The 19160-nt window shown below is 36.3% G+C and carries 20 protein-coding genes and 2 pseudogenes; 18 read left to right on the plus strand and 4 right to left on the minus strand.

Translation table 11 applies throughout. From position 1 onward, the window contains the following. Position 1 precedes the first annotated feature (1 nt). From CWATDRAFT_RS04515 to CWATDRAFT_RS31545, 4 genes are all read left to right on the plus strand, one after another. Positions 2–1330: an AAA family ATPase gene (locus tag CWATDRAFT_RS04515; RefSeq protein ID WP_007303883.1), complete on the plus strand. Its 1329-nt coding sequence runs from the start codon at positions 2–4 to the stop codon at positions 1328–1330. Between the two features lie 8 nt (positions 1331–1338). After that, entirely contained in the window at positions 1339–2328 is a 990-nt protein-coding gene (locus CWATDRAFT_RS04520) for a hypothetical protein (RefSeq protein WP_007303884.1), read from the plus strand. 76 nt (positions 2329–2404) lie between these two features. Beyond that, positions 2405–2548 carry a hypothetical protein gene (locus tag CWATDRAFT_RS36990; protein ID WP_007303885.1) on the plus strand — a complete coding sequence of 48 codons (144 nt, stop codon included), beginning with the start codon at positions 2405–2407 and terminating at the stop codon, positions 2546–2548. Positions 2549–2638: 90 nt separating this feature from the next. Next, a complete protein-coding gene (locus tag CWATDRAFT_RS31545) occupies positions 2639–2878 on the plus strand; it encodes a DUF4351 domain-containing protein (protein ID WP_007303886.1) in 240 nt (79 codons plus the stop codon). A gap of 195 nt (positions 2879–3073) precedes the next feature. Here CWATDRAFT_RS31545 and cysC read toward each other — a convergent pair whose 3' ends face one another. From cysC to ndhO, 3 genes are all read right to left on the minus strand, one after another. Further along, the gene (gene cysC, locus CWATDRAFT_RS04530; protein WP_007303887.1) at positions 3074–3619 is read right to left on the minus strand and encodes an adenylyl-sulfate kinase; all 546 of its coding nucleotides are present in this window, start codon (positions 3617–3619) and stop codon (positions 3074–3076) included. 123 nt (positions 3620–3742) lie between these two features. After that, complete coding sequence (gene mdh / locus CWATDRAFT_RS04535; RefSeq protein WP_007303888.1) at positions 3743–4714, minus strand: malate dehydrogenase; 972 nt, start codon at positions 4712–4714, stop codon at positions 3743–3745. Between the two features lie 364 nt (positions 4715–5078). After that, positions 5079–5297, minus strand: a complete 219-nt coding sequence (gene ndhO, locus CWATDRAFT_RS04540; protein WP_007303889.1) for an NAD(P)H-quinone oxidoreductase subunit O — start codon at positions 5295–5297, stop codon at positions 5079–5081. A gap of 251 nt (positions 5298–5548) precedes the next feature. On the opposite strand from ndhO, the gene CWATDRAFT_RS04545 reads away from it, so the two are divergent. From CWATDRAFT_RS04545 to CWATDRAFT_RS04555, 4 genes and pseudogenes are all read left to right on the plus strand, one after another. After that, positions 5549–6364, plus strand: a complete 816-nt coding sequence (locus tag CWATDRAFT_RS04545; protein WP_007303890.1) for a glycosyltransferase family 2 protein — start codon at positions 5549–5551, stop codon at positions 6362–6364. A gap of 69 nt (positions 6365–6433) precedes the next feature. Beyond that, positions 6434–7192 carry a glycosyltransferase family 4 protein gene (locus CWATDRAFT_RS04550; RefSeq protein WP_007303891.1) on the plus strand — a complete coding sequence of 253 codons (759 nt, stop codon included), beginning with the start codon at positions 6434–6436 and terminating at the stop codon, positions 7190–7192. A 12-nt stretch (positions 7193–7204) separates the two neighbouring features. Then, positions 7205–7594 (plus strand): annotated as a pseudogene (locus CWATDRAFT_RS39345) (glycosyltransferase family 4 protein); the annotation flags it as partial. 20 nt (positions 7595–7614) lie between these two features. After that, on the plus strand, positions 7615–8487 hold the full coding sequence (locus CWATDRAFT_RS04555) for a glycosyltransferase (protein ID WP_007303893.1): 873 nt from the start codon (positions 7615–7617) through the stop codon (positions 8485–8487). A gap of 302 nt (positions 8488–8789) precedes the next feature. Here the strand turns inward: CWATDRAFT_RS04555 and CWATDRAFT_RS04560 are convergent. Next, positions 8790–9776, minus strand: a pseudogene (locus tag CWATDRAFT_RS04560) (IS66-like element ISCwa4 family transposase); the annotation flags it as partial. A gap of 57 nt (positions 9777–9833) precedes the next feature. Here CWATDRAFT_RS04560 and CWATDRAFT_RS04570 point away from each other — a divergent pair. From CWATDRAFT_RS04570 to CWATDRAFT_RS04615, 10 genes are all read left to right on the plus strand, one after another. Next, complete coding sequence (locus tag CWATDRAFT_RS04570) at positions 9834–10415, plus strand: helix-turn-helix domain-containing protein (protein ID WP_007303150.1); 582 nt, start codon at positions 9834–9836, stop codon at positions 10413–10415. A 64-nt stretch (positions 10416–10479) separates the two neighbouring features. After that, a complete protein-coding gene (locus tag CWATDRAFT_RS04575) occupies positions 10480–11121 on the plus strand; it encodes a transposase (RefSeq protein WP_007303895.1) in 642 nt (213 codons plus the stop codon). 14 nt (positions 11122–11135) lie between these two features. Then, a complete protein-coding gene (locus CWATDRAFT_RS04580; protein ID WP_007303896.1) occupies positions 11136–11378 on the plus strand; it encodes a hypothetical protein in 243 nt (80 codons plus the stop codon). Then, on the plus strand, positions 11378–12286 hold the full coding sequence (locus CWATDRAFT_RS04585; RefSeq protein ID WP_007303897.1) for an ATP-grasp domain-containing protein: 909 nt from the start codon (positions 11378–11380) through the stop codon (positions 12284–12286). Before CWATDRAFT_RS04580 ends, CWATDRAFT_RS04585 begins: the two co-directional genes overlap by 1 nt. Further along, complete coding sequence (locus tag CWATDRAFT_RS04590) at positions 12279–12785, plus strand: hypothetical protein (RefSeq protein WP_007303898.1); 507 nt, start codon at positions 12279–12281, stop codon at positions 12783–12785. Before CWATDRAFT_RS04585 ends, CWATDRAFT_RS04590 begins: the two co-directional genes overlap by 8 nt. 160 nt (positions 12786–12945) lie before the next feature. Continuing rightward, positions 12946–13587 (plus strand): ATP phosphoribosyltransferase, encoded by a 642-nt coding sequence (hisG, locus tag CWATDRAFT_RS04595; RefSeq protein WP_007303899.1) that lies wholly within the window; start codon positions 12946–12948, stop codon positions 13585–13587. 171 nt (positions 13588–13758) lie between these two features. Next, the gene (locus CWATDRAFT_RS04600) at positions 13759–16230 is read left to right on the plus strand and encodes an ATP-dependent Clp protease ATP-binding subunit (protein WP_007303900.1); all 2472 of its coding nucleotides are present in this window, start codon (positions 13759–13761) and stop codon (positions 16228–16230) included. Positions 16231–16320: 90 nt separating this feature from the next. Continuing rightward, positions 16321–16611, plus strand: coding sequence for an AAA family ATPase (locus CWATDRAFT_RS04605; RefSeq protein ID WP_007303901.1), 291 nt, complete (start codon positions 16321–16323; stop codon positions 16609–16611). Positions 16612–16740: 129 nt separating this feature from the next. Further along, complete coding sequence (locus CWATDRAFT_RS04610; protein WP_007303902.1) at positions 16741–17961, plus strand: AAA family ATPase; 1221 nt, start codon at positions 16741–16743, stop codon at positions 17959–17961. A 1-nt stretch (position 17962) separates the two neighbouring features. Next, positions 17963–18784 carry a hypothetical protein gene (locus CWATDRAFT_RS04615; RefSeq protein ID WP_007303903.1) on the plus strand — a complete coding sequence of 274 codons (822 nt, stop codon included), beginning with the start codon at positions 17963–17965 and terminating at the stop codon, positions 18782–18784. The last annotated feature ends 376 nt before the right edge of the window (positions 18785–19160 follow it).

Raw genomic sequence — 19160 nt, forward strand, 5'->3', positions numbered from 1 at the left:
TATGAAATTACTTAAAGTCTCTGTTCCAAATTTTCGTAACCTTAAGAATGTTGAGTTAACCTTTGAACCCAGTTTAAAACCTGCTGTTTTTCCTATTGGTAGCGAAAATGGTGGAGGAAAAAGTACCTTATTACAATTAATTTTTGTGTTGCTGACTTGTTCATTGGATGATAATAAGAATATTTACTTGAGTAATTTTTTAATTTCTGTCATAGATAACTTTCAAGATACTGATGAAATAGCTCAATTTGAGTTGAATTATCAAGGAGAAATAATTAATTTTACATTCACTTATTTAGACGAAAATGACAGTGATAATCAAAAAATAATAAAATTTACAAAAGAGATTTTGAATTTCAAGAAAGATTTACAAGATAAATCAAAGGAGATAACAAATATAGATCAAATTATATCCGAGAAGAGGAGGGAATATATGGGAGAATCATCAGGATTAGTAGAAAAAAAGTCAAAAGATATAGAAAAGCTAGAAGAGGGCAAACAGACATTAATTTTACAACAAGAAGAAATTAAACAGTATATAAAATCAACAAATTCTAGACTCTTAATTTATCAAAAAGAGCTAAAAATCCTTTGCTGTAATTATATTGCAGCTCAGGACAAATGGATGATTTGTAAGACAAATATTGATAATTTTGAAATATCTTATAAAGCATTTGCTTATGCTAGCAAAAACATTTATTTAGTTACACCACCGACACAGATGTTTTTATTTTTTGATCGAGAAATCAAAAAATTGATGGATGGTAATTTTGCTGACTATTACAATAAGGTTAATGCTATAAGAAAACAAATAGCTAATATTTACATTTATAATCAATTATCTATAATTGCCATAAAACACGCCTTTAAACAAGCAAGAGAACAAGACTTTAAAACTGCGCTTGAGAATGATAATCTAGAATACGGTACAGAATTGAAAGGATTAGCAGAGGATTTTCATCAATTTTTAGGTAATGATAAATATATCAAACCTTCACCAGATATGAATTCCATTATTGTTGAACGCAAAATCTCAGAAAATGAATTTATAGAACTGGAACCCGAAGAATTAAGTCATGGAGAATTAAAAAAATTAGGCTTGTATGCTTGGATCAAATATAATAATATCAATGATTCTATTATTCTCATTGATGAAATTGAAAATGGTTTCCATCCTGATTGGCAATATAATATAGTAAATGAATTAGCATCTTGGGGAGATAATCAATATTTATTAGCAACACATTCCTTCTATTTATGTGAAGTATTAACCCCAGCTCATGTTAAAGAAATTGAACCTAAAATGTTAAATCCAAACTCTGAAGAATAAAAACTATTATGAATGATATTGAAGTAAAAGATCCAGAATTTTGTCAGATAATATTGAAGCATCGAAGAATAAAAAATAATCTAGTTATTCTCTGTGAAGGAACTAGAGAATACTTAAATGTTCATACTCCACAACAAATTAAGAGACTAGATGATTTTCCTGATGCTAACTTTTGGAAACAAACTATTCCTATGGAATGGAAAAGCAAAAAACCTGTATTTATTCCCTGTGGTTCCCGTTCAGATATTCTGAGAATTTATCCTCAATTAATTGATTTACATAACAATGATCCTGATAATTCTTATTTATCTCTACATAAACTATTTATTCTCATTGACTTAGATATTCAGTGTCAGGATATAAGCAATATTTGTCCTCATTATCAAACTACTGAAGAACTTTATCATGCTATTTATGAAAATAATCCTATTGATACAAACATAATTGATCAATCAAAAATTATTATTACTGGATGGATACATAAAGAAGCATATTTTTTAGAACCAGACTTACAAGACTATTTACAAAATGAATTACCTTTAACTAAAATTACATATAAAAATAATCCTTTATCCTTAGAGACTATTTATCAAGACATGATTCAAGATATAAATGACAATCCAGATATTAATCATCGTGATAATATAAATAATGTTCTCCAACGAATAGAAAAATTTTTATCTATGTCTATTCCTGATAAAAACAGTCTTATTAATGAATGTGAAAAATTAAATCAAAATTCAACAATAACCCCTCAAGAAAAAAGAAAACTCATAGAAGTTATCCTAAAAATTGTTAAAGCTAAACCTTATTGGGAAGATGAAATTATAATTGAAGATGACTATCTTTCTGAAAATAAAGCTGAAGATAATGTTCTTTTAGCAATAGCTAGATTTTATGCTAATTCTTGTAATTTATCGGATCAATCTAATTCAACGGTGTATCATATACCTCAATGGGTCAATTTTCTTTATACAAAACACAAAGAATTAAGGTGATTTCTGATAAAGGAGATCCCCGATGATCCCCCCTAACCCCCCTTATTAAGGGGGGAATAATAATAATTGAGATCGAGTGATTCGCTTATGGGAACAAGATCCTAATTTATTTATTAATCAACCTGGATTATATCCCTTTGCACCCTTAACTAACAGTAAAAATCCTAACACTTTACTGCAACAAATTTCTGCTAAAATCAATAACCTAGAAGATATTTAACAGCGTCAAATCTTAGGAAGTTGTACAAGCATTTTAGCCGGTTTACGATTTGATAAAATATTAGTTAACTCACTATTTCAGGAGGAGATTATGAAAGGTTCTGTTATTTACCAAGATATCCTACAAAAAGGAGAAAGGAAAGGAGAAATAAAAGAAGGATTAAAATTAGTAATGTTACTTCTAAATCAAAGATTTCCTAATTTAGAAGAAAGGTTAACCAATAAAATTGAAACCCTTTCTTTAAACGATATCGAAGATTTAGCTATGTCTTTACTGGAATTTAAAGATATTAATGATTTAGATGCTTGGTTAGATTATCCTGAATTATAAATTACTGCACTAGATATTATGAGATTCGGGGTACCTCAAAATGGCAATTATCCATTGTCCATTATCTACTATCCATTGTTATGGAGATTCGGAGTACCTCGGAATGACATATAAAATTTAGCTTGCATTTTTTACGATTTTATGGTAAGGAAGGGGAAGACTAAAATAATAATAAATCTCCCCAAAACCCGTTACTTAAACAGCAACAGGTTTAGCAAGATAACCCATTTCTTCGAGTTTCTGCCAAACTTTGTTAACACTTTCCTCTAAAGTTTCGAGATCGGTACGACATTCAACTTCAGGGTTTAAAGGGGGTTCGTAGGGATCATCAATACCAGTGAAAGATTTAATTTCACCAGCGCGGGCCCGTTGATATAATCCCTTCACATCTCGATCTTCGCAAACGTTCAAAGGTGCATTAACAAAGACTTCCACAAAGTCTCCAATTTTACCTTTGACTTCTTCACGAATCTCACGATAAGGAGAAATAGCAGAAACTAAAACAATCACACCGTGACGGGTAAGCAACTGAGACACAAAACCGATACGACGGATATTGGTGTCACGATCTTCTTTAGAGAAACCTAACCCCTTGGTTAAATTCGTTCTAACAATATCCCCATCTAAGATTTCTAGAGGATAACCTGCTTCTCTTAATTTCTTTTCTAAAGCTTGGGTAATGGTGGTTTTGCCGGCACCACTTAATCCTGTAAACCAAACTGTTACGCCCCGTTGTTCCATGTTCTTTTTAAAATGTTGTTAATGGTTGTCGACAATCACTTTAAATCTTTTATGCTTTGATGACAATAGGTTGACTTTTCTGAAACAATATGCCATAAAAAATCAAAAAAGCCTTAGATATAGTTAAATGCCAACACTTTCTAAAGCAAGCTTGACATTTTCCCTGACAGAGTTAGCAGAAATGTGTAGGGCTTCTTTTTCCTCAGATGTTAATTGTACTTCTAATATTTTCTTAACTCCACGACAACCCAAAAAGCAGGGAACCCCGATATAAATATCATTTAATCCATATTCACCTTGTAAATAAGCCGCCGTTGGCAATAAACGAGATTGATCCCTGACTATGCTTTCCACCATGACATAAGCCGCAGAAGCTGGTGCATAATAAGCCCCTCCTGTTTTCAATAATTTAACCACCTCTGCCCCTCCTTTACGGGTTCTCTCCATTAAGCGATCGATAGTTTGGGAGTCTAATAATTCAGTAATAGGAATGCCGTTGACGGTGCAATAACGGGCTAAAGGCACCATTAAATCCCCGTGGCCACCCAATACCATGGCCGTCACATTGGCAGTAGAAATGCCCAACTCCATAGCGATAAAAGTTTGCAGACGAGAAGAGTCCAAGACACCAGCCATCCCCATCACCCTTTGTGGCGGTAAACCGATCACTTTGCGGGTTAAATAGGTCATCACATCGAGGGGGTTGGCAATGACTATGAAAATGGCATTAGGAGAGTATTTAAAGGCTTTTTCAGCCACGTCAGCCACAATTTTAGCATTAATCGCCAAAAGGTCATCTCTACTGATACCAGGGGTTCTGGCTCGGCCTGCGGTAATGACGACTAAATCAGCGTTAGCTGTATCTTCATAGTTGTTTGTCCCCACTATCTCACAGTTATGATATTCTAGCCCCTGAGCCTCCATTAAATCTAGGGCCACTCCTTGGGGGAGTCCCTCTATTACATCCAAGAGGACAACATCAGCTAAGTCTTTTTCAACGATCCGTTGGGCTAAAGTTCGCCCCACATTACCTGCGCCGATGATAGCTACACGGAGAGATTGACAAAGAAGAAGGGGGTCATAAGGGACAGTCATAACTTTTCAGGTTTTTGACGCTCTCCTGGCTGAAGCGCAGGAGATTCATAACGAATCCCTGTCGGGATGGTTATTATCTTGTTTTCACAAGTTCCCAGGCTCACCACGTTTGCCTCAAAGGGCGTAGTGATATTTCCTTAAACCCTGCCAATTCAGGTGTTGGGCGTGTACTTTCCGAGAGTCCCCCGGTAGGTTTTTAAGTCTTGTACTGACTGACTTTATTTTACCATATTCACGGCATTTAAAAATGAGCAGCGACCCCGCGCCGTCTTAGGGCGCAAGGGAATGCGCTGCGATGCCGAGTGGTTCTACATCACCTGTTTAAAAACAGGCGTTTTGAACATCCCGTGTGTTGTTATAAGGTTTATTCTATAGGTTCGAGTTGATCGAGGCGTAACCAAACACTGGGAGTGGGAACATAAAATCGAATCAGGGCGTATTCATCATTCATCTCCAGAATCTCCCCTTTGCTTTCAAAGATATAACTGGGAAAACGCTGATCACTGGCTTTCGCTTCTACACTATTTTCAAGTTTTTCTTTGATGACACGCACTAATGCGCCTTTTTTCAGTTTAGCTGGCATATATGCTTCCTTTCCTCTCAATTTTTAGTGCTTATTTTTTATAATACCAAGTTTTCTGCTAAATATTAATGCTCTTGGCTCTTTTTTAACTTAACACTAACCTGTTGATTTTTTTGGGACTGACCAGTATACTTTCGCTTAATCATGTTATACAGTCTAGAAGACTGTGTTACGATTCACATTTAAAAATGCTATATTAGACCGTGGATAATGATTCTGTTAATATAAACCGAAAAAACCACAAATTAATTATGATTAGTGTTATTACTCCTGTTTACAATGGAGAGTCTTTTATTGAGTCTTGTATTAAGATTGTGATTGAGCAAAATTGTGGTGATGTTGAACATATTATTGTTGATGGTGGTTCCCAAGATGGGACAGTTACTATTATCAAACAATATGCTGAAAAATATCCTCATATTCGCTGGATTTCTGAAGCTGATCAAGGTCAATCTGATGCTATGAATAAAGGTCTTGACATGGCCAAAGGAAACATTATCAGTTTTTTGAATGTTGATGACTATTATGAACCATTAGTTCTTAACAAAATACAAAAATTTTTTAATAATTTACCCGAACCGAGTTTATTAGTAGGTAATTGTAATATTTGGGATAGTAAAGGAAATCTCAAAGGAGTCAATAAACCTTCAAAACTACATATCACAGATCTATTATTAGGATGGACTTTTGCTCAACCTCCTGTTAATCCCTCTGCTTATTTTTATCATAAATCTCTTCATGAGAAAATTGGTTTCTATGATCTAGGCGAAAACTATGCAATGGATATTGATTTTTTATTGAGGGCTGTTCAAGCTGCTAAAGTTAAATATATAGATGAAACTTGGGGAAACTTTAGATATTTGGAAGGAACAAAAAGTGTTGAAGATGCTAAAAGTGGTCAAGGACAAAAAAGTTATCAAAAACTTTTACAGAATTATCGCAAAAAATTACCATTTTTTTTACAACTGTATATGTTAGTTTTGGTGAGAGTGACATATTTTTACCGTCATCCTCAAGATATCATTCCTTCTTTCAGACAAAAAGTGCAATCGATTTTTTCTAATTAAATATATAAAATTACTAAGTAGGATACCAATAATGTTGCTAAACCTCGATATTTATTGCTAATAATTAAGATGAAATTACTAATAATTTTTCCATCAGAGATCCGAAGTGGTGCAGAAGAATATGCACTAACTATTGGTAAAGCGGGGATAAACCAAGGTTGGGAAGTCAATGCTGCTTTTCCACAAACAGAAAAAACCATCTCCTTAATTAAAGATTTTCAAGAGATAGGAGTTACATATCATCCTTTAGATATTGCTCCTGTAGACGGCAAAAGACTTAAACTATTTAGAGAGCATATTCCCCATTGTTATAGAACTTTCTCTTTGCTAGAAAAAGTCAAACCTGATGTGGTTCATCTTACTGTTCCCTGGCCTTTTTGGTGTTTTGATACCTTAGTAACTTGTGCTGTATTAAATATTCCAACTGTGGTTGTCTTTCAATTATTCCCTGGTTACTACCATTACAGTAAACTAAGATTAAAGGCTTATCAATGGGCATATAATAGAAAACAAAAATGGATTGCAATATCGAATAATAATCGACACTTTATCAGTGAGTCCTTTAAAATCCCTCAAGAAGAACTCAGCGTGATCTATAATGGAGCAAAACCTAGTTCTGAATTTCTCAATTACTCTCCAGAAGATACAGTAAATCTTCGTCATCAAGTTGGTCAAGAAATCGGAATTTGTCCTAATGATATCATCTTATTAACCGTAGGACGTTTACATTCCCAAAAAGGATACCAAGACTTAGTCGAAGTAATTTCACCTATTATTCAAGAATTCAGTCATGCTAAGTTTGTCTGGGTAGGAGAAGGAGACAAGTGAAAATATTTAGTTAAACAAATCAACAAGCAGAACCTTAATAATCATGTTATTCTATTAGGTTATAGAACCGACGTTCCTCGCTTAATGAAAGCAGCAGATTTATTTGTTTTTCCTACCTATTTTGAAGGAGGACAATCATTTGTAGTTAGTGAAGCCATGGCATATAATTTACCTATTATTACCTCGGATGCTAGTGGTATTCCGGAAATTATTGACAATAAAGTTCATGGCTTACTCTTTTCTAAGGGAGATAAAGAGCAACTAAAACAAGCCATTTTTTGGGCATTAAAAAAACCACAAGCAATGCAAGAAATGTCCAAAAATGCCGCAATGAGATTACAAGATTTTTCTGAAGAAAAAATGACAGAAGAAACTCTTAAAATTATAGAAAATATAACCTAATAGCCCTAATTAAGAAAATCATGAAAAAGATCAATATCATTACTGTAGATAACAATGGTGGTTTAACAAGTGATGCCAAAATACTGAAAAAAATTTTACAAGAATCAGGTTTTAAGGTTTCTGTTTTTGAAGTAGGAAAACCTACTATTGGTCATAAGTTACACCGAATCTATACCTACGGGGAACTTTTTTTTAGTGAGAAAATTACTAAGACTCCTCCCTATGACATTAACCTATTTTTGCAGGATATTATTCCTGCTTGGTTTTCCTATGCTAAGATTAACTGTCTAATTCCGAATCAAGAATGGTTTAGAGATGGTTGTTTGCAATTTCTACCCAAATTAGATTATATTCTTTGTAAAACAAAATATGCTCAATCTATCTTTAAAAAACTAGGATGTCAAACGGAATTTATCAGTTTTAGCAGTTTTGATTGTTGGGATCAACATCAAGAAAAAAATTATAATCAGTTTTTTCATTTAGCAGGAAGTAGTTCAATTCAAAAAGGAACAAAAACCATTGTTACTCTCTGGAATCGTCACCCTGAATGGCCTACCCTGATCCTCAGACAAAACAAAAAATCTTTTCATGTTTCTGCCCCTAATATACAATATATTCATGATTTTTTAGACGATGAAACTCTCAAAAAATATCAAAATACATTAGGTATTCATTTATGTCCTTCAGAAGCAGAAGGGTTTGGTCATTATATTCTAGAAGCTATGAGTACCAAAGCTTTAACTCTAACCACAAATGCACCTCCTATGAATGAATTAATTACCCCAGAAAGGGGTTTATTAGTGAATTATCACAACACAAAACCCCAAAGATTAGGAACTAATTATTATGTTGATCCCCAAAACTTAGAGGAGAAAATAGAAGAAGTTTTGTAACTGCTCACCGCAACAAAAAAGTCTTATTGAAAAGCACTACAAACAACATCAGTTGAGTCAACAAAAATATAAGCCCTGTGATTTAGCGTAAAATTTAAGCTAATTTATTACGGCTATTTAAATGACTAACATTCCCAGAATCAAGTCTTTTAAAAACCTCAAATAAAAACAACAATATGAGAAAAAAAAAGAATAGTAAGATAGTTTTTTATTAGCGGAGATTATCCGCTAACCCTGTGTATTTTTGTGCAGAGAGATAGGGGGATCAAGAAAAATCTATCCCCCATCGGCTCCGGAGCCTTTTACATCTCTAATCCTGGGGGACTCCGACCAGCTAATGACAATAATTTGCATAATTGGACAATGGAATTTTGCCCCTGTAATCTCATGGTCTCTAAAAAACTGAACATTTGGGTGACTAACTCTGCACCCCAGTCGCTTCTTACTCCCCCACTTACTTTGCGGTGAATGACAATGGGACGTAAAGCTCTCTCAGCATCATTATTATCTGGTTTGACTTCAGGATAAGTTAGAAAGGTGAACCACTCTTCCCAATGACGTTTGAGACGGTTAATCAATCTTTGTGCATCATAAGGCCATCCTTTTTTGGGAGTTGCTTTAAAAATCTTTTGCAGTGAGTTCTCGACTTCTGTTCTTTTGGAGCCTAAGTCTTCAAGGGTTAAATTTCGAGCATGATAATGACGATAATGGATACGGGCGGTTGCTAAAACTTGCTGTACATCGGCAGCAAATTCTCGATTCGCTTGAAAACGACTGGTTTTAAGGGACTCTAACTCTCGTTCTAAATGTGCCAGACATTTCTGTTTGGCCATCGCACTTTGTCTAAAGTAGGCACTATAGCAGTCACTGGTGAGGATGCCCTTAAAATCTGCTCCTAACAATTTCTCGACTTCTGCGGAGCTTCTAGTGGGAGCCAACATCAACACACAGACCTCATTTGATGTGGCTACCCAAACCCAATACTTGATGCCATCGATGCAATAACTGGTTTCGTCAACACATCGGATTCCTGGCTGCTGGATGTACTTTAACCACTGTTGGGTCAAGGGTTCTAAACTTTCTTGAAACCATTTGTGCATTTTGGCAAGGCTCCCTTGAGAAATGGGAATGCCAAAGACATACTCTATAAAATGTTCCTGTTTACGCCATGTAAGATTACCCCCATAGCCAAGCCAGCCCACGATGCTACTTAATCGCGCCCCATAACTGAATCCTTCTTTAACTCCCAATGGAACAGGACTGTAATCTGACCATCCACAACTAGTGCAGCTTGGCGAAAGTAATCCACCAGATTTTTACAGAAACTTTCGTGACTAGCCACGACAATGTGTTTCAATGAAACTAACGGAAGAATCTCGAAGTTGATGTCCATGATAAAAGCATTGCCAATTAACCTCTCCAACCTACAGAAAACAGTACTCCAACAAATAGTGAGAGGGACAACAAACCCCTATCGCCTTGTTAGACGAGCCAAGCTAATCTTAGCCGCAGCATCAGGAGAGAGCAATAGTTCGATTAGTCGAAGATTAGAATTAGACCGAGTACAAGTGCGTCAGTGGCGATCGCGATGGTTTGAGGAGAGAGAAAAACTGAGTGCCGCCGAAGAACAACAGGTAACGGAGAAAGCATTAATGGTCTTGATCAAAGGAATTTTAAGCGATCGCCCAAGACCTGGAACAACAAAATCCTTTACGGTCGAACAAGTAGTCCAGATTGTAGCGATCGCTTGTGAAGAATGTGAAAAATCAGACAGACCAGTGAGCCATTGGACACCTTCAGAGTTGGCGGATGAAGCCATAAAAAGAGGAATTGTCGAAAAGATTTCCCCCCGTAGTGTGGGGCGTTTTTTAAAAAGAAGCGACATTACAACCACATCTCGTTCGTTACTGGTTAAATGCCAAAATTGATGATCCCTTAAAATTTAAAAAGCAAGTCAAATATATCTGTGAACTTCATCAAGAAGCTAAAACTTTGTTAGAACAAGGAATTCATTTAATTAGTACAGATAAAATGACAGGGATTCAAGCTCTTGAGAGATTATTTCCGAACAAAAGAATCAAGCCTAAACAAGTAGAAAAAATCGAATTTGAATATGAAAGACACGGAACTTTAAGCTTGATTGCGAACTGGGATGTGGCAAGAGGAAAAGTTGTTAGTCCCTCTATTGGACCGACAAGAACAGAACAAGATTTTTCTGAACATATCCAGAGAACGATTAAGATTGATGAAAAAGCAGAATGGATTTTTATTGTAGATAAACTCAACACTCATAAATCGGAAAGCTTAGTCAAATTAGTAGCAGAAAGCTGTGGAATTACTATTGATTTGGGGAGAAAAGGAAAGGAGGGGATTTTGCAATCTATGGACAGCAGAGCAGATTTTTTATCAGATGAATCTCATCGAATTCGCTTTGTTTATATTCCCAAACATACATCGTGGCTTAATCAAATTGAGTGTTGGTTTTCGATCTTAGTCCGGCGTTTACTCAAAAGAATTACTGTCCGTTCAACTGAAGAACTATCCCAAAAAATTCTCAATTTTATTGATTACTTTAATCAACATTTTGCTAAGCCGTTCGTTTGGAAATTTAAGGGCTTTAAAGATCATAAGTAACTGGTGGATTATTTTTGCTAAGCTGCACTAGTCGTGCATTAGGAGAGGAAGGTCCACCTCAACCTCCTCAACCCACAACTCGTGCAGTAGGAGAAGAAGAACCTCAATTTACTACCTACGCATTGGGAGAGGAAGAACCCTCTACTCGTGCAGCGGGAGAAGAAAGTCAACCCACAACTCGTGCAGTAGGGGAAGAACAACCTGAATTTACTACTTTAGCCATAGGAGAAGAAAGTTCTCCCTTTGGACGGTATTAATGGTTGATTTAGATCCCAGCAAAACCTTGGTGATAGCAGGTGGCCACTCAGATCCTAATTTGGGTCAATTGGTGGCCACTGCTCAACAAGCTGGTATTGTGGTGCAAGACCTTCGCCACGGTGTCAAAGATAGTCCTCCCCTATCTTGGCAAGTTAATCAAGGTTCTCTCAAGGTCAATAATCAAGAAATCAAGCCTTATGGTGCGTTCATTCGTTATGATGTTTTTGCCGGGATGGAGGACTCTCGGCCAGAGGTAGCAAAACGGGCCATGGGTTGGTATCAAACCCTGCAAGGATGGTTATTATCTGACCCGAAGATTAGACTATTTAATCGTCATCAATCTCCCATGGGTGGCAATAAAGGTGCTACTTTGGTACTGGCACAACAATGCGGTTTAGAGATTCCTCAAACCATGATTACCAACGAAGAAGCATCTTTACGGCAATATACTCCAGGAACAGCGATCGCTAAACCGGTGGCCGGTGGGGATTATTGTTATGGGTTAGAAGAACTTTTAAACGGGGTTGAGTTTCGTTCAGGTTGTGCTGCTAATCTTGCTATTGTCCAAAATAGACTGGTATCTCCAGAAATTAGGATTTATATTGTGGGTAATCAAGCATTGGCTTTTGAAATGCGCAGTAATTCCCTTGATTATCGAGTTAAACAAGATGCAGAGGTGATCTTTTTAGGGGAGGTTCCCTCAGAGGTGGAATCATTACGGGTTCTCACGGCTAAACTGAATATGGATTTTGGGGCCGCTGATTTTAAGAGTGATCCACAAACAGGAAAATTGGTTTTCCTCGAACTGAATACCTCTCCCATGTTTGCTCGTTTTAATCAAGTGTCTCAAGGTGCATTATGTACGGCAATGTTAAAGACACTATTGTCAATCGAAGGTAATGATTGATTTAAGGAAAGCAGTCTATTACGAATATATTGATGATGGTGTGGTTGAAATTTTCGACAAATATAAATGGGGACTGAGACGGTTAGGGGTTAACTTTTCTCAAGAATTATTAGAAACTATCGTCTATTGTTCCCGAAATTTAGAGAATACGTTAATGGCATTTTGTTCTTGGGTTTTATGGTTAAAAAGTCGAGGAGAAAAACCCAATTCTGATATTTTATCGGAAACATTAATCAACGCCTTAAAATCTGAGATTGGTTGGATACCTTACGATTATCAAAAGGACTTTTTACAGCAAAATCTAGACATTTTAGAAAGTCCTCAAGTTTCTTTATGGAAAACAGCAGAGAAAGAGTTAGGAGCAAGTTTAAGAAACCGAGTTATTGCTGATATCTCTGAAGAAGGTGAGCTTATTTTTAAAGTAAATGTTTTATTAACAGATGACGAAAGGGAAAAAATTGAACGGTTTAAAATTTATATTGACCAATTATTTTTATAGGTTCTATCCTTAAATAGGTAAATGAATGGTCCTAATAGCCCTAATTGTAATTATTATCTTTCTCCCAATAATATAACATTTTCATTTTAGTTGCGTAACATTAAATTTTAGTCAATACAAATTGCTATAAAATAAAACATAGTCCTAGAAACTATCAATAATGATTACCATTGCATTACCCAAAGGGGCATTATTATCAGATTCCATTGAACTATTTAAAGGCATTGGCTTAGATTTTAGTGCCTTTTTAGACTCCAAAAACCGTCAATTACAAATAACAGATCCTACAAATACCGCCCAAGGACTCTTAGTTAGAGCCACCGATGTACCTGTTTACGTGGAATACGGACAAGCACAACTAGGCATAGTAGGCTACGATTTGCTACTAGAAAAAAGCCCAGAAGTTGCCCATCTAGGGGACTTAAACTTTGGCGGTTGCCGGATGTCCGTAGCTGTTCCCAAAACCAGTCCCTACCAAAACCCCAGAGAATTACCCCCCAATAGCAAGATTGCCTCAAAATTTGTAAACTGTGCTAAAACTTATTTTCAACAGCTAGACCTACCGGTAGAGATAATACCCCTTTATGGTTCGGTTGAACTCGGTCCAATTACTGGAATGTCAGAGGCGATCGTTGACTTAGTTTCCACAGGGCGTACCCTCAAAGAGAATGGACTGGTGGAGGTGGATACCCTATTCCAAAGTACGGCTCGCCTCATTGCCCATCCCCTTAGTTATCGGTTAAATTTAGATCATCTTAATGATTTGAGCGAACAAATCAAAAATTCTGTGTCAAAATCATAAAAACAATAGACCCTAAAATATTATTAATGGAGGAATGACCACCAAAAAAATCAAGAACAAATCGAACAACAGTAGTTAATGCTACAAAATTCAACATTAGTAATATCGACAAAAAAGCTGTGCTAAAATCAGCTAACAAGGGCAAGTAACAGGTGATGGATTAATAAAGATATGTTTGAACGCTTTACAGAAAAAGCCATCAAGGTAATAATGCTGGCGCAAGAGGAAGCTCGTCGCCTCGGGCATAACTTCGTCGGGACAGAACAAATTCTTCTTGGCCTCATCGGTGAAGGTACCGGAGTCGCCGCCAAAGTTCTCAAATCAATGGGGGTTAACCTCAAAGACGCTCGCATTGAAGTTGAGAAAATCATTGGTCGGGGTTCAGGTTTCGTCGCTGTGGAAATTCCTTTTACCCCAAGAGCAAAACGAGTGCTGGAACTCTCCTTAGAGGAAGCCAGACAGTTAGGACACAACTATATCGGTACTGAACACCTTCTCTTAGGTCTAATTAGAGAAGGGGAAGGGGTGGCCGCTAGGGTTCTCGAAAACCTCGGTGTTAACCTCTCCAAAGTCAGAACCCAAGTTATTCGTCAGTTAGGTGAAACCGCAGAGGTTGCCGCCGGTGGTGGTACACCAGGACGCACAAAAACCCCCACTCTCGATGAATTCGGTTCCAACTTAACCCAGTTAGCCGGTGAGGGTCAACTCGACCCCGTAGTTGGACGACAAAAAGAAATCGAGCGTGTGATCCAAATTCTCGGTCGTCGTACCAAAAATAACCCCGTTCTCATCGGTGAACCCGGTGTGGGTAAAACAGCGATCGCAGAAGGGTTAGCTCAACGCATCGCTAACAAAGATATTCCCGACATTCTCGAAGAAAAACGAGTCGTTACCCTCGATATCGGTTTATTGGTCGCCGGAACCAAATACCGTGGGGAATTTGAAGAACGTCTCAAGAAAATTATGGACGAAATTCGTCAAGCTGGAAACGTTATCCTAGTTATTGACGAAGTTCATACCCTCATCGGTGCTGGTGCTGCTGAAGGGGCCATCGACGCTGCTAATATCCTCAAACCTGCTCTAGCACGGGGCGAATTACAATGTATTGGGGCAACCACCCTCGATGAGTACCGTAAGCACATCGAACGGGATGCAGCCCTAGAACGTCGTTTCCAACCCGTAATGGTGGGTGAACCCTCCGTTGATGAAACCGTAGAAATTCTCTTTGGACTACGGGAACGCTACGAGCAGCATCATAAGCTAAAAATCTTAGATGAAGCTTTAGATGCAGCAGCGAAACTTTCTGATCGCTATATTTCTGACCGTTATCTTCCTGATAAGGCCATCGATCTTATCGATGAAGCAGGATCACGGGTTCGCTTAATTAACTCTCAACTGCCTCCTGCGGCCAAGGAATTAGACAAAGAACTACGCACTATCTTGAAGCAAAAAGATGACGCAGTTCGCTCCCAAGACTTCGATCGCGCTGGAGAATTGCGGGATCAAGAAATGGATATTAAAGAGCAAATTCGCTCTATTTCCACCGCTAAGAAAGGAGAAGGAGACAGCGCAGAACCCTTTGTGGATGCTGAAGAAATCGCCCAAATCGTGGCTTCTTGGACTGGTGTTCCTGTGAACAAGTTGACGGAAACAGAATCCGAAAAACTTCTCCACATGGAAGATACTTTACATCAACGCTTGATCGGTCAAGAGGACGCAGTTAAAGCTGTTTCTCGGGCTATTCGTCGGGCAAGAGTAGGCTTAAAGAACCCCAACCGTCCTATTGCTAGTTTCGTCTTCTCTGGACCTACTGGTGTGGGTAAAACCGAGTTAACCAAGTCCTTAGCAGCGTACTTCTTCGGGTCAGAAGAAGCCATGATTCGTCTGGATATGTCCGAATACATGGAACGTCATACGGTTTCTAAGTTGATCGGTTCTCCTCCAGGATATGTGGGTTATAACGAAGGGGGACAACTCACGGAAGCTGTTCGTCGTCGTCCCTATACCGTTGTTTTATTCGATGAAATCGAAAAAGCACACCCCGATGTCTTCAATATGCTGCTACAAATCTTAGAAGACGGTCGTTTAACCGACGCTAAGGGACGTACAGTGGACTTTAAGAACACCTTATTAATCATGACCTCTAACATCGGTTCCAAGGTCATTGAGAAGGGTGGCGGTGGCCTCGGATTTGAGTTTGAAGACGACCAAAATGAGGCACAGTACAACCGTATACGTAACCTAGTTAACGAAGAATTGAAGCAATACTTCAGACCTGAGTTCCTCAACCGTTTAGATGAGATTATCGTCTTCCGTCAGTTGAACAAAGAAGAAGTCAAGGAGATTTCCGAAATTCTTCTCAAGGAAGTATTTGCACGTTTAACCGAGAAAGAGATTACTCTACAAGTTACCGATAAATTCAAGGAACGCTTGGTAGAAGAAGGGTATAACCCTGCTTACGGTGCAAGGCCGTTACGTCGTGCTATTATGCGTCTCTTAGAGGATGTCTTAGCAGAGGAAATTCTTTCCGGACGAGTTGGCGAAGGCGATGTCGCTGTAGTTGATATCGGCGAAGATGGCAAAGTTCAAGTGGTTTCTAATGAGAAACAACAACCAGTTTTAGCTAAAGCTACCGACTCGTAATTATTCAGATTTAACCCTCAAGCAACGGTAGAAGTTTCACTCTTCTGCCGTTTTTTCTTGAATAGAGTAGTAAATAATTACCACAAAACTATGGATTCTATTCGACTACAAAGATTACGTTGTTTATCAGATACCGGGGAAATTAAAATTAAACCCATTACGATACTTGTGGGAGAAAATAGTTCAGGGAAAAGTACCTTTTTGCGTTTCTTTCCTTTACTTAAGCAAAGTGTTGAGTCTAGAACCATTGGACCGGTTTTATGGAATGGTCGATTAGTGGATTTCGGCAACTATAAAGATGCTCATCAAAAGCATTCTGAAGAGGATATTTGTTTAGAGTTTAAATTTGAAATTCCTTCCTTTCCAAAAAATAATGCTTAAAAAAAAAATACAGACGAAGAAATAATATTCTGGTCAAGTAGAAGACCATTAATATTTAATCCCATTGATGTTTCTGTTATTTTACAGCTTTTAGAAGAGAAAAAACAACAGATTACTATAATACATAAATTGATCATAAAATTTGCCGATTCTGTAATTCAACTTGAAATAAACAAAGAGAATAAAATCTCTTGCTTTTTAGTAAATTCCTTTGATATTTTAGAAATGTTAGGTGATAAATATATTTTGTTTGATTTGGGTCATAAATTTATGTTACCGCAAGTAAGAGAATTTTCAAATAATCAAGAGAAAATTCTCAACTTAGGAGTTTTGAACAGAGTCAATAGAACAAGATTTATTTTTCAACAATTATTCAGTAAACTTTTTCAAATAACAAAAAATAAAGCCCATAAGTTTACATCAGAAACTACTATTTTCAAAATGATATCTTCATTTGTCATTGGAGATTCAGCAACTATGCTTCAAGATATTAAAAATAATCCTTTTTCTACCAAAACTTGGAAGAAAAGCGTAAACTCATGGACAATAGAATCTAATGAATTTAGGCAATTTAGAGATTTAATTATCGCTAACTCAGTACCTTGGTTACTAGAAGAATGTGATGATTTATTAGCTAATTTTGCTACTAAAATTAGTTATATGGGTCCAGTTAGAGCAACAGCAGAGCGTTACTATAGAACACAAGATTTAGCAGTAGATGAGGTAGATTATCAGGGAACTAATTTACCAATGTTTCTCCGAAATTTAACACATGGAGAATTGAAAGAATTTAGGACTTGGACACTTAATAATTTTGGTTTTGAACCTCTAATCACAACAAGTCAAGGATTAATTTCTTTAGAAATACGACCTTCTAAAGATTCTAAAGAATCTTTTAATGTTGCTGATACAGGATTTGGTTTTTCTCAAATTTTGCCTATTATTACTCAGTTATGGTTTCTGAGTGAGTTTACTAAGACTTCTTCAAGAATTCGTCCTCCTGGTTTCCGATATAATAGTCCTGTTATTTTCCCTATTGAACAGCCTGAATTACATTTACATCCCCGTTTACAAGGAGTTTTAGCTGAAGTATTTGTTAAATCAATTGAAGCAGCAAAAGAAAGAGGGATTGATTTACGTTTAGTCATTGAAACCCATAGCGAAGTTCTAATTAATAAATTAGGATATCTGGTTGCAGAAAAACACATTTTACCAGAAGATATTAATATAGTATTATTTTATAAATCTGATCAATCTAAAGAAATAAAAGTCAGGACAAGTCAATTTGATTCTGAGGGTTATTTAAGCGAAGATTGGCCATTAGGATTTTTTGATATGGATCTTATTTAATATGTTGATTAAAATTGATGTTTCTGTTGTCCAGAGTTTTGAAAATTCTAATTCATGGCCAGATGATCTTATTATAGCTCTTGAAAATTTAGCACTTGCAAGACGTGAAGGCAAACATTCAATAATTGCAGATTTAAACACTTTAAAAATAATTGCAAAATGTTCAGACTTATCTAAAAATGCCAAAATTTCTTATAAAAAAATATTAAATGACAGACCTAAATTTAAAGCTTATCTTTCCCATGTCTCTAGATATATTGAAATTATTCATCCTTGTAATGTTAATAAAATAGATTCTAATTCAGGAAAAGATATTATTAAATTACCTTACACTTTTTTCAATGATTCAGAAACAATACAAAAATCTATACTGTTGTGTAAAAATTTACAAGATACTGAATTTTATAAAATAATCGCTGAAACTTTTTGTAAATGGAAACGATTAAATATTAAACCAAAATTTGAACCATCCTTAGGAGGAGGAAATACAATATCAACTGTATATGAGAATATTCAAAATAAGAAAAAAAGATTGTGTCTATGTATTGTTGATAGTGATAAGTTATCTCCTAATAGTAGTCTAGGTTCTACAGCTAGAAATATTAAACAAAAAGATGATAATACTTCCGTTACGACGCTACTTTATATTTTACCCGTTCGTGAACTTGAAAACTTAATCCCTCTTTCAATTTTATCTGAACTTATGTCTAAAAATGGAGATAGAGAAAACCCTTTTAAACAATTAGAAAAAATTGAAGAAAGTTCAGTAAAAGAAATACGAAATTTTTTAGATATCAAAGAAGGAACAAGACTAAAAAAATAGTTAATGAACCGAGTTCAGTCAAAGATTTTTGGAAAGATAAACTTGATAAACTGCCAAATTATTCCAATGATATTGATGAATGGTGTTATGAAAATTGGTCGTGTTGTGATCCTGATCCTAAGAAAAAATCATGTAAGTGTAAGATTTCATTAGGTTTTGGTCAAAAAATCCTAGAAAATACAATTACTTATCTCAATACTCAATCTTCATTTACAATTCCTTCTATGGTTGAAGAGTCTTTACATTCTGAATGGAAAAATATTGGACAACTTATGCTAAATTGGGGCTTCGCAGATTCTCCAATTCGTGTTTAATTATTCATCGATTGACAATGTTATCAGGGGATCGCCAGTTTTAGTTATAACTAGGATTTGAC

Origin of the sequence: Crocosphaera watsonii WH 8501 (genome assembly GCF_000167195.1) — a bacterium.
GTDB lineage: Bacteria > Cyanobacteriota > Cyanobacteriia > Cyanobacteriales > Microcystaceae > Crocosphaera > Crocosphaera watsonii.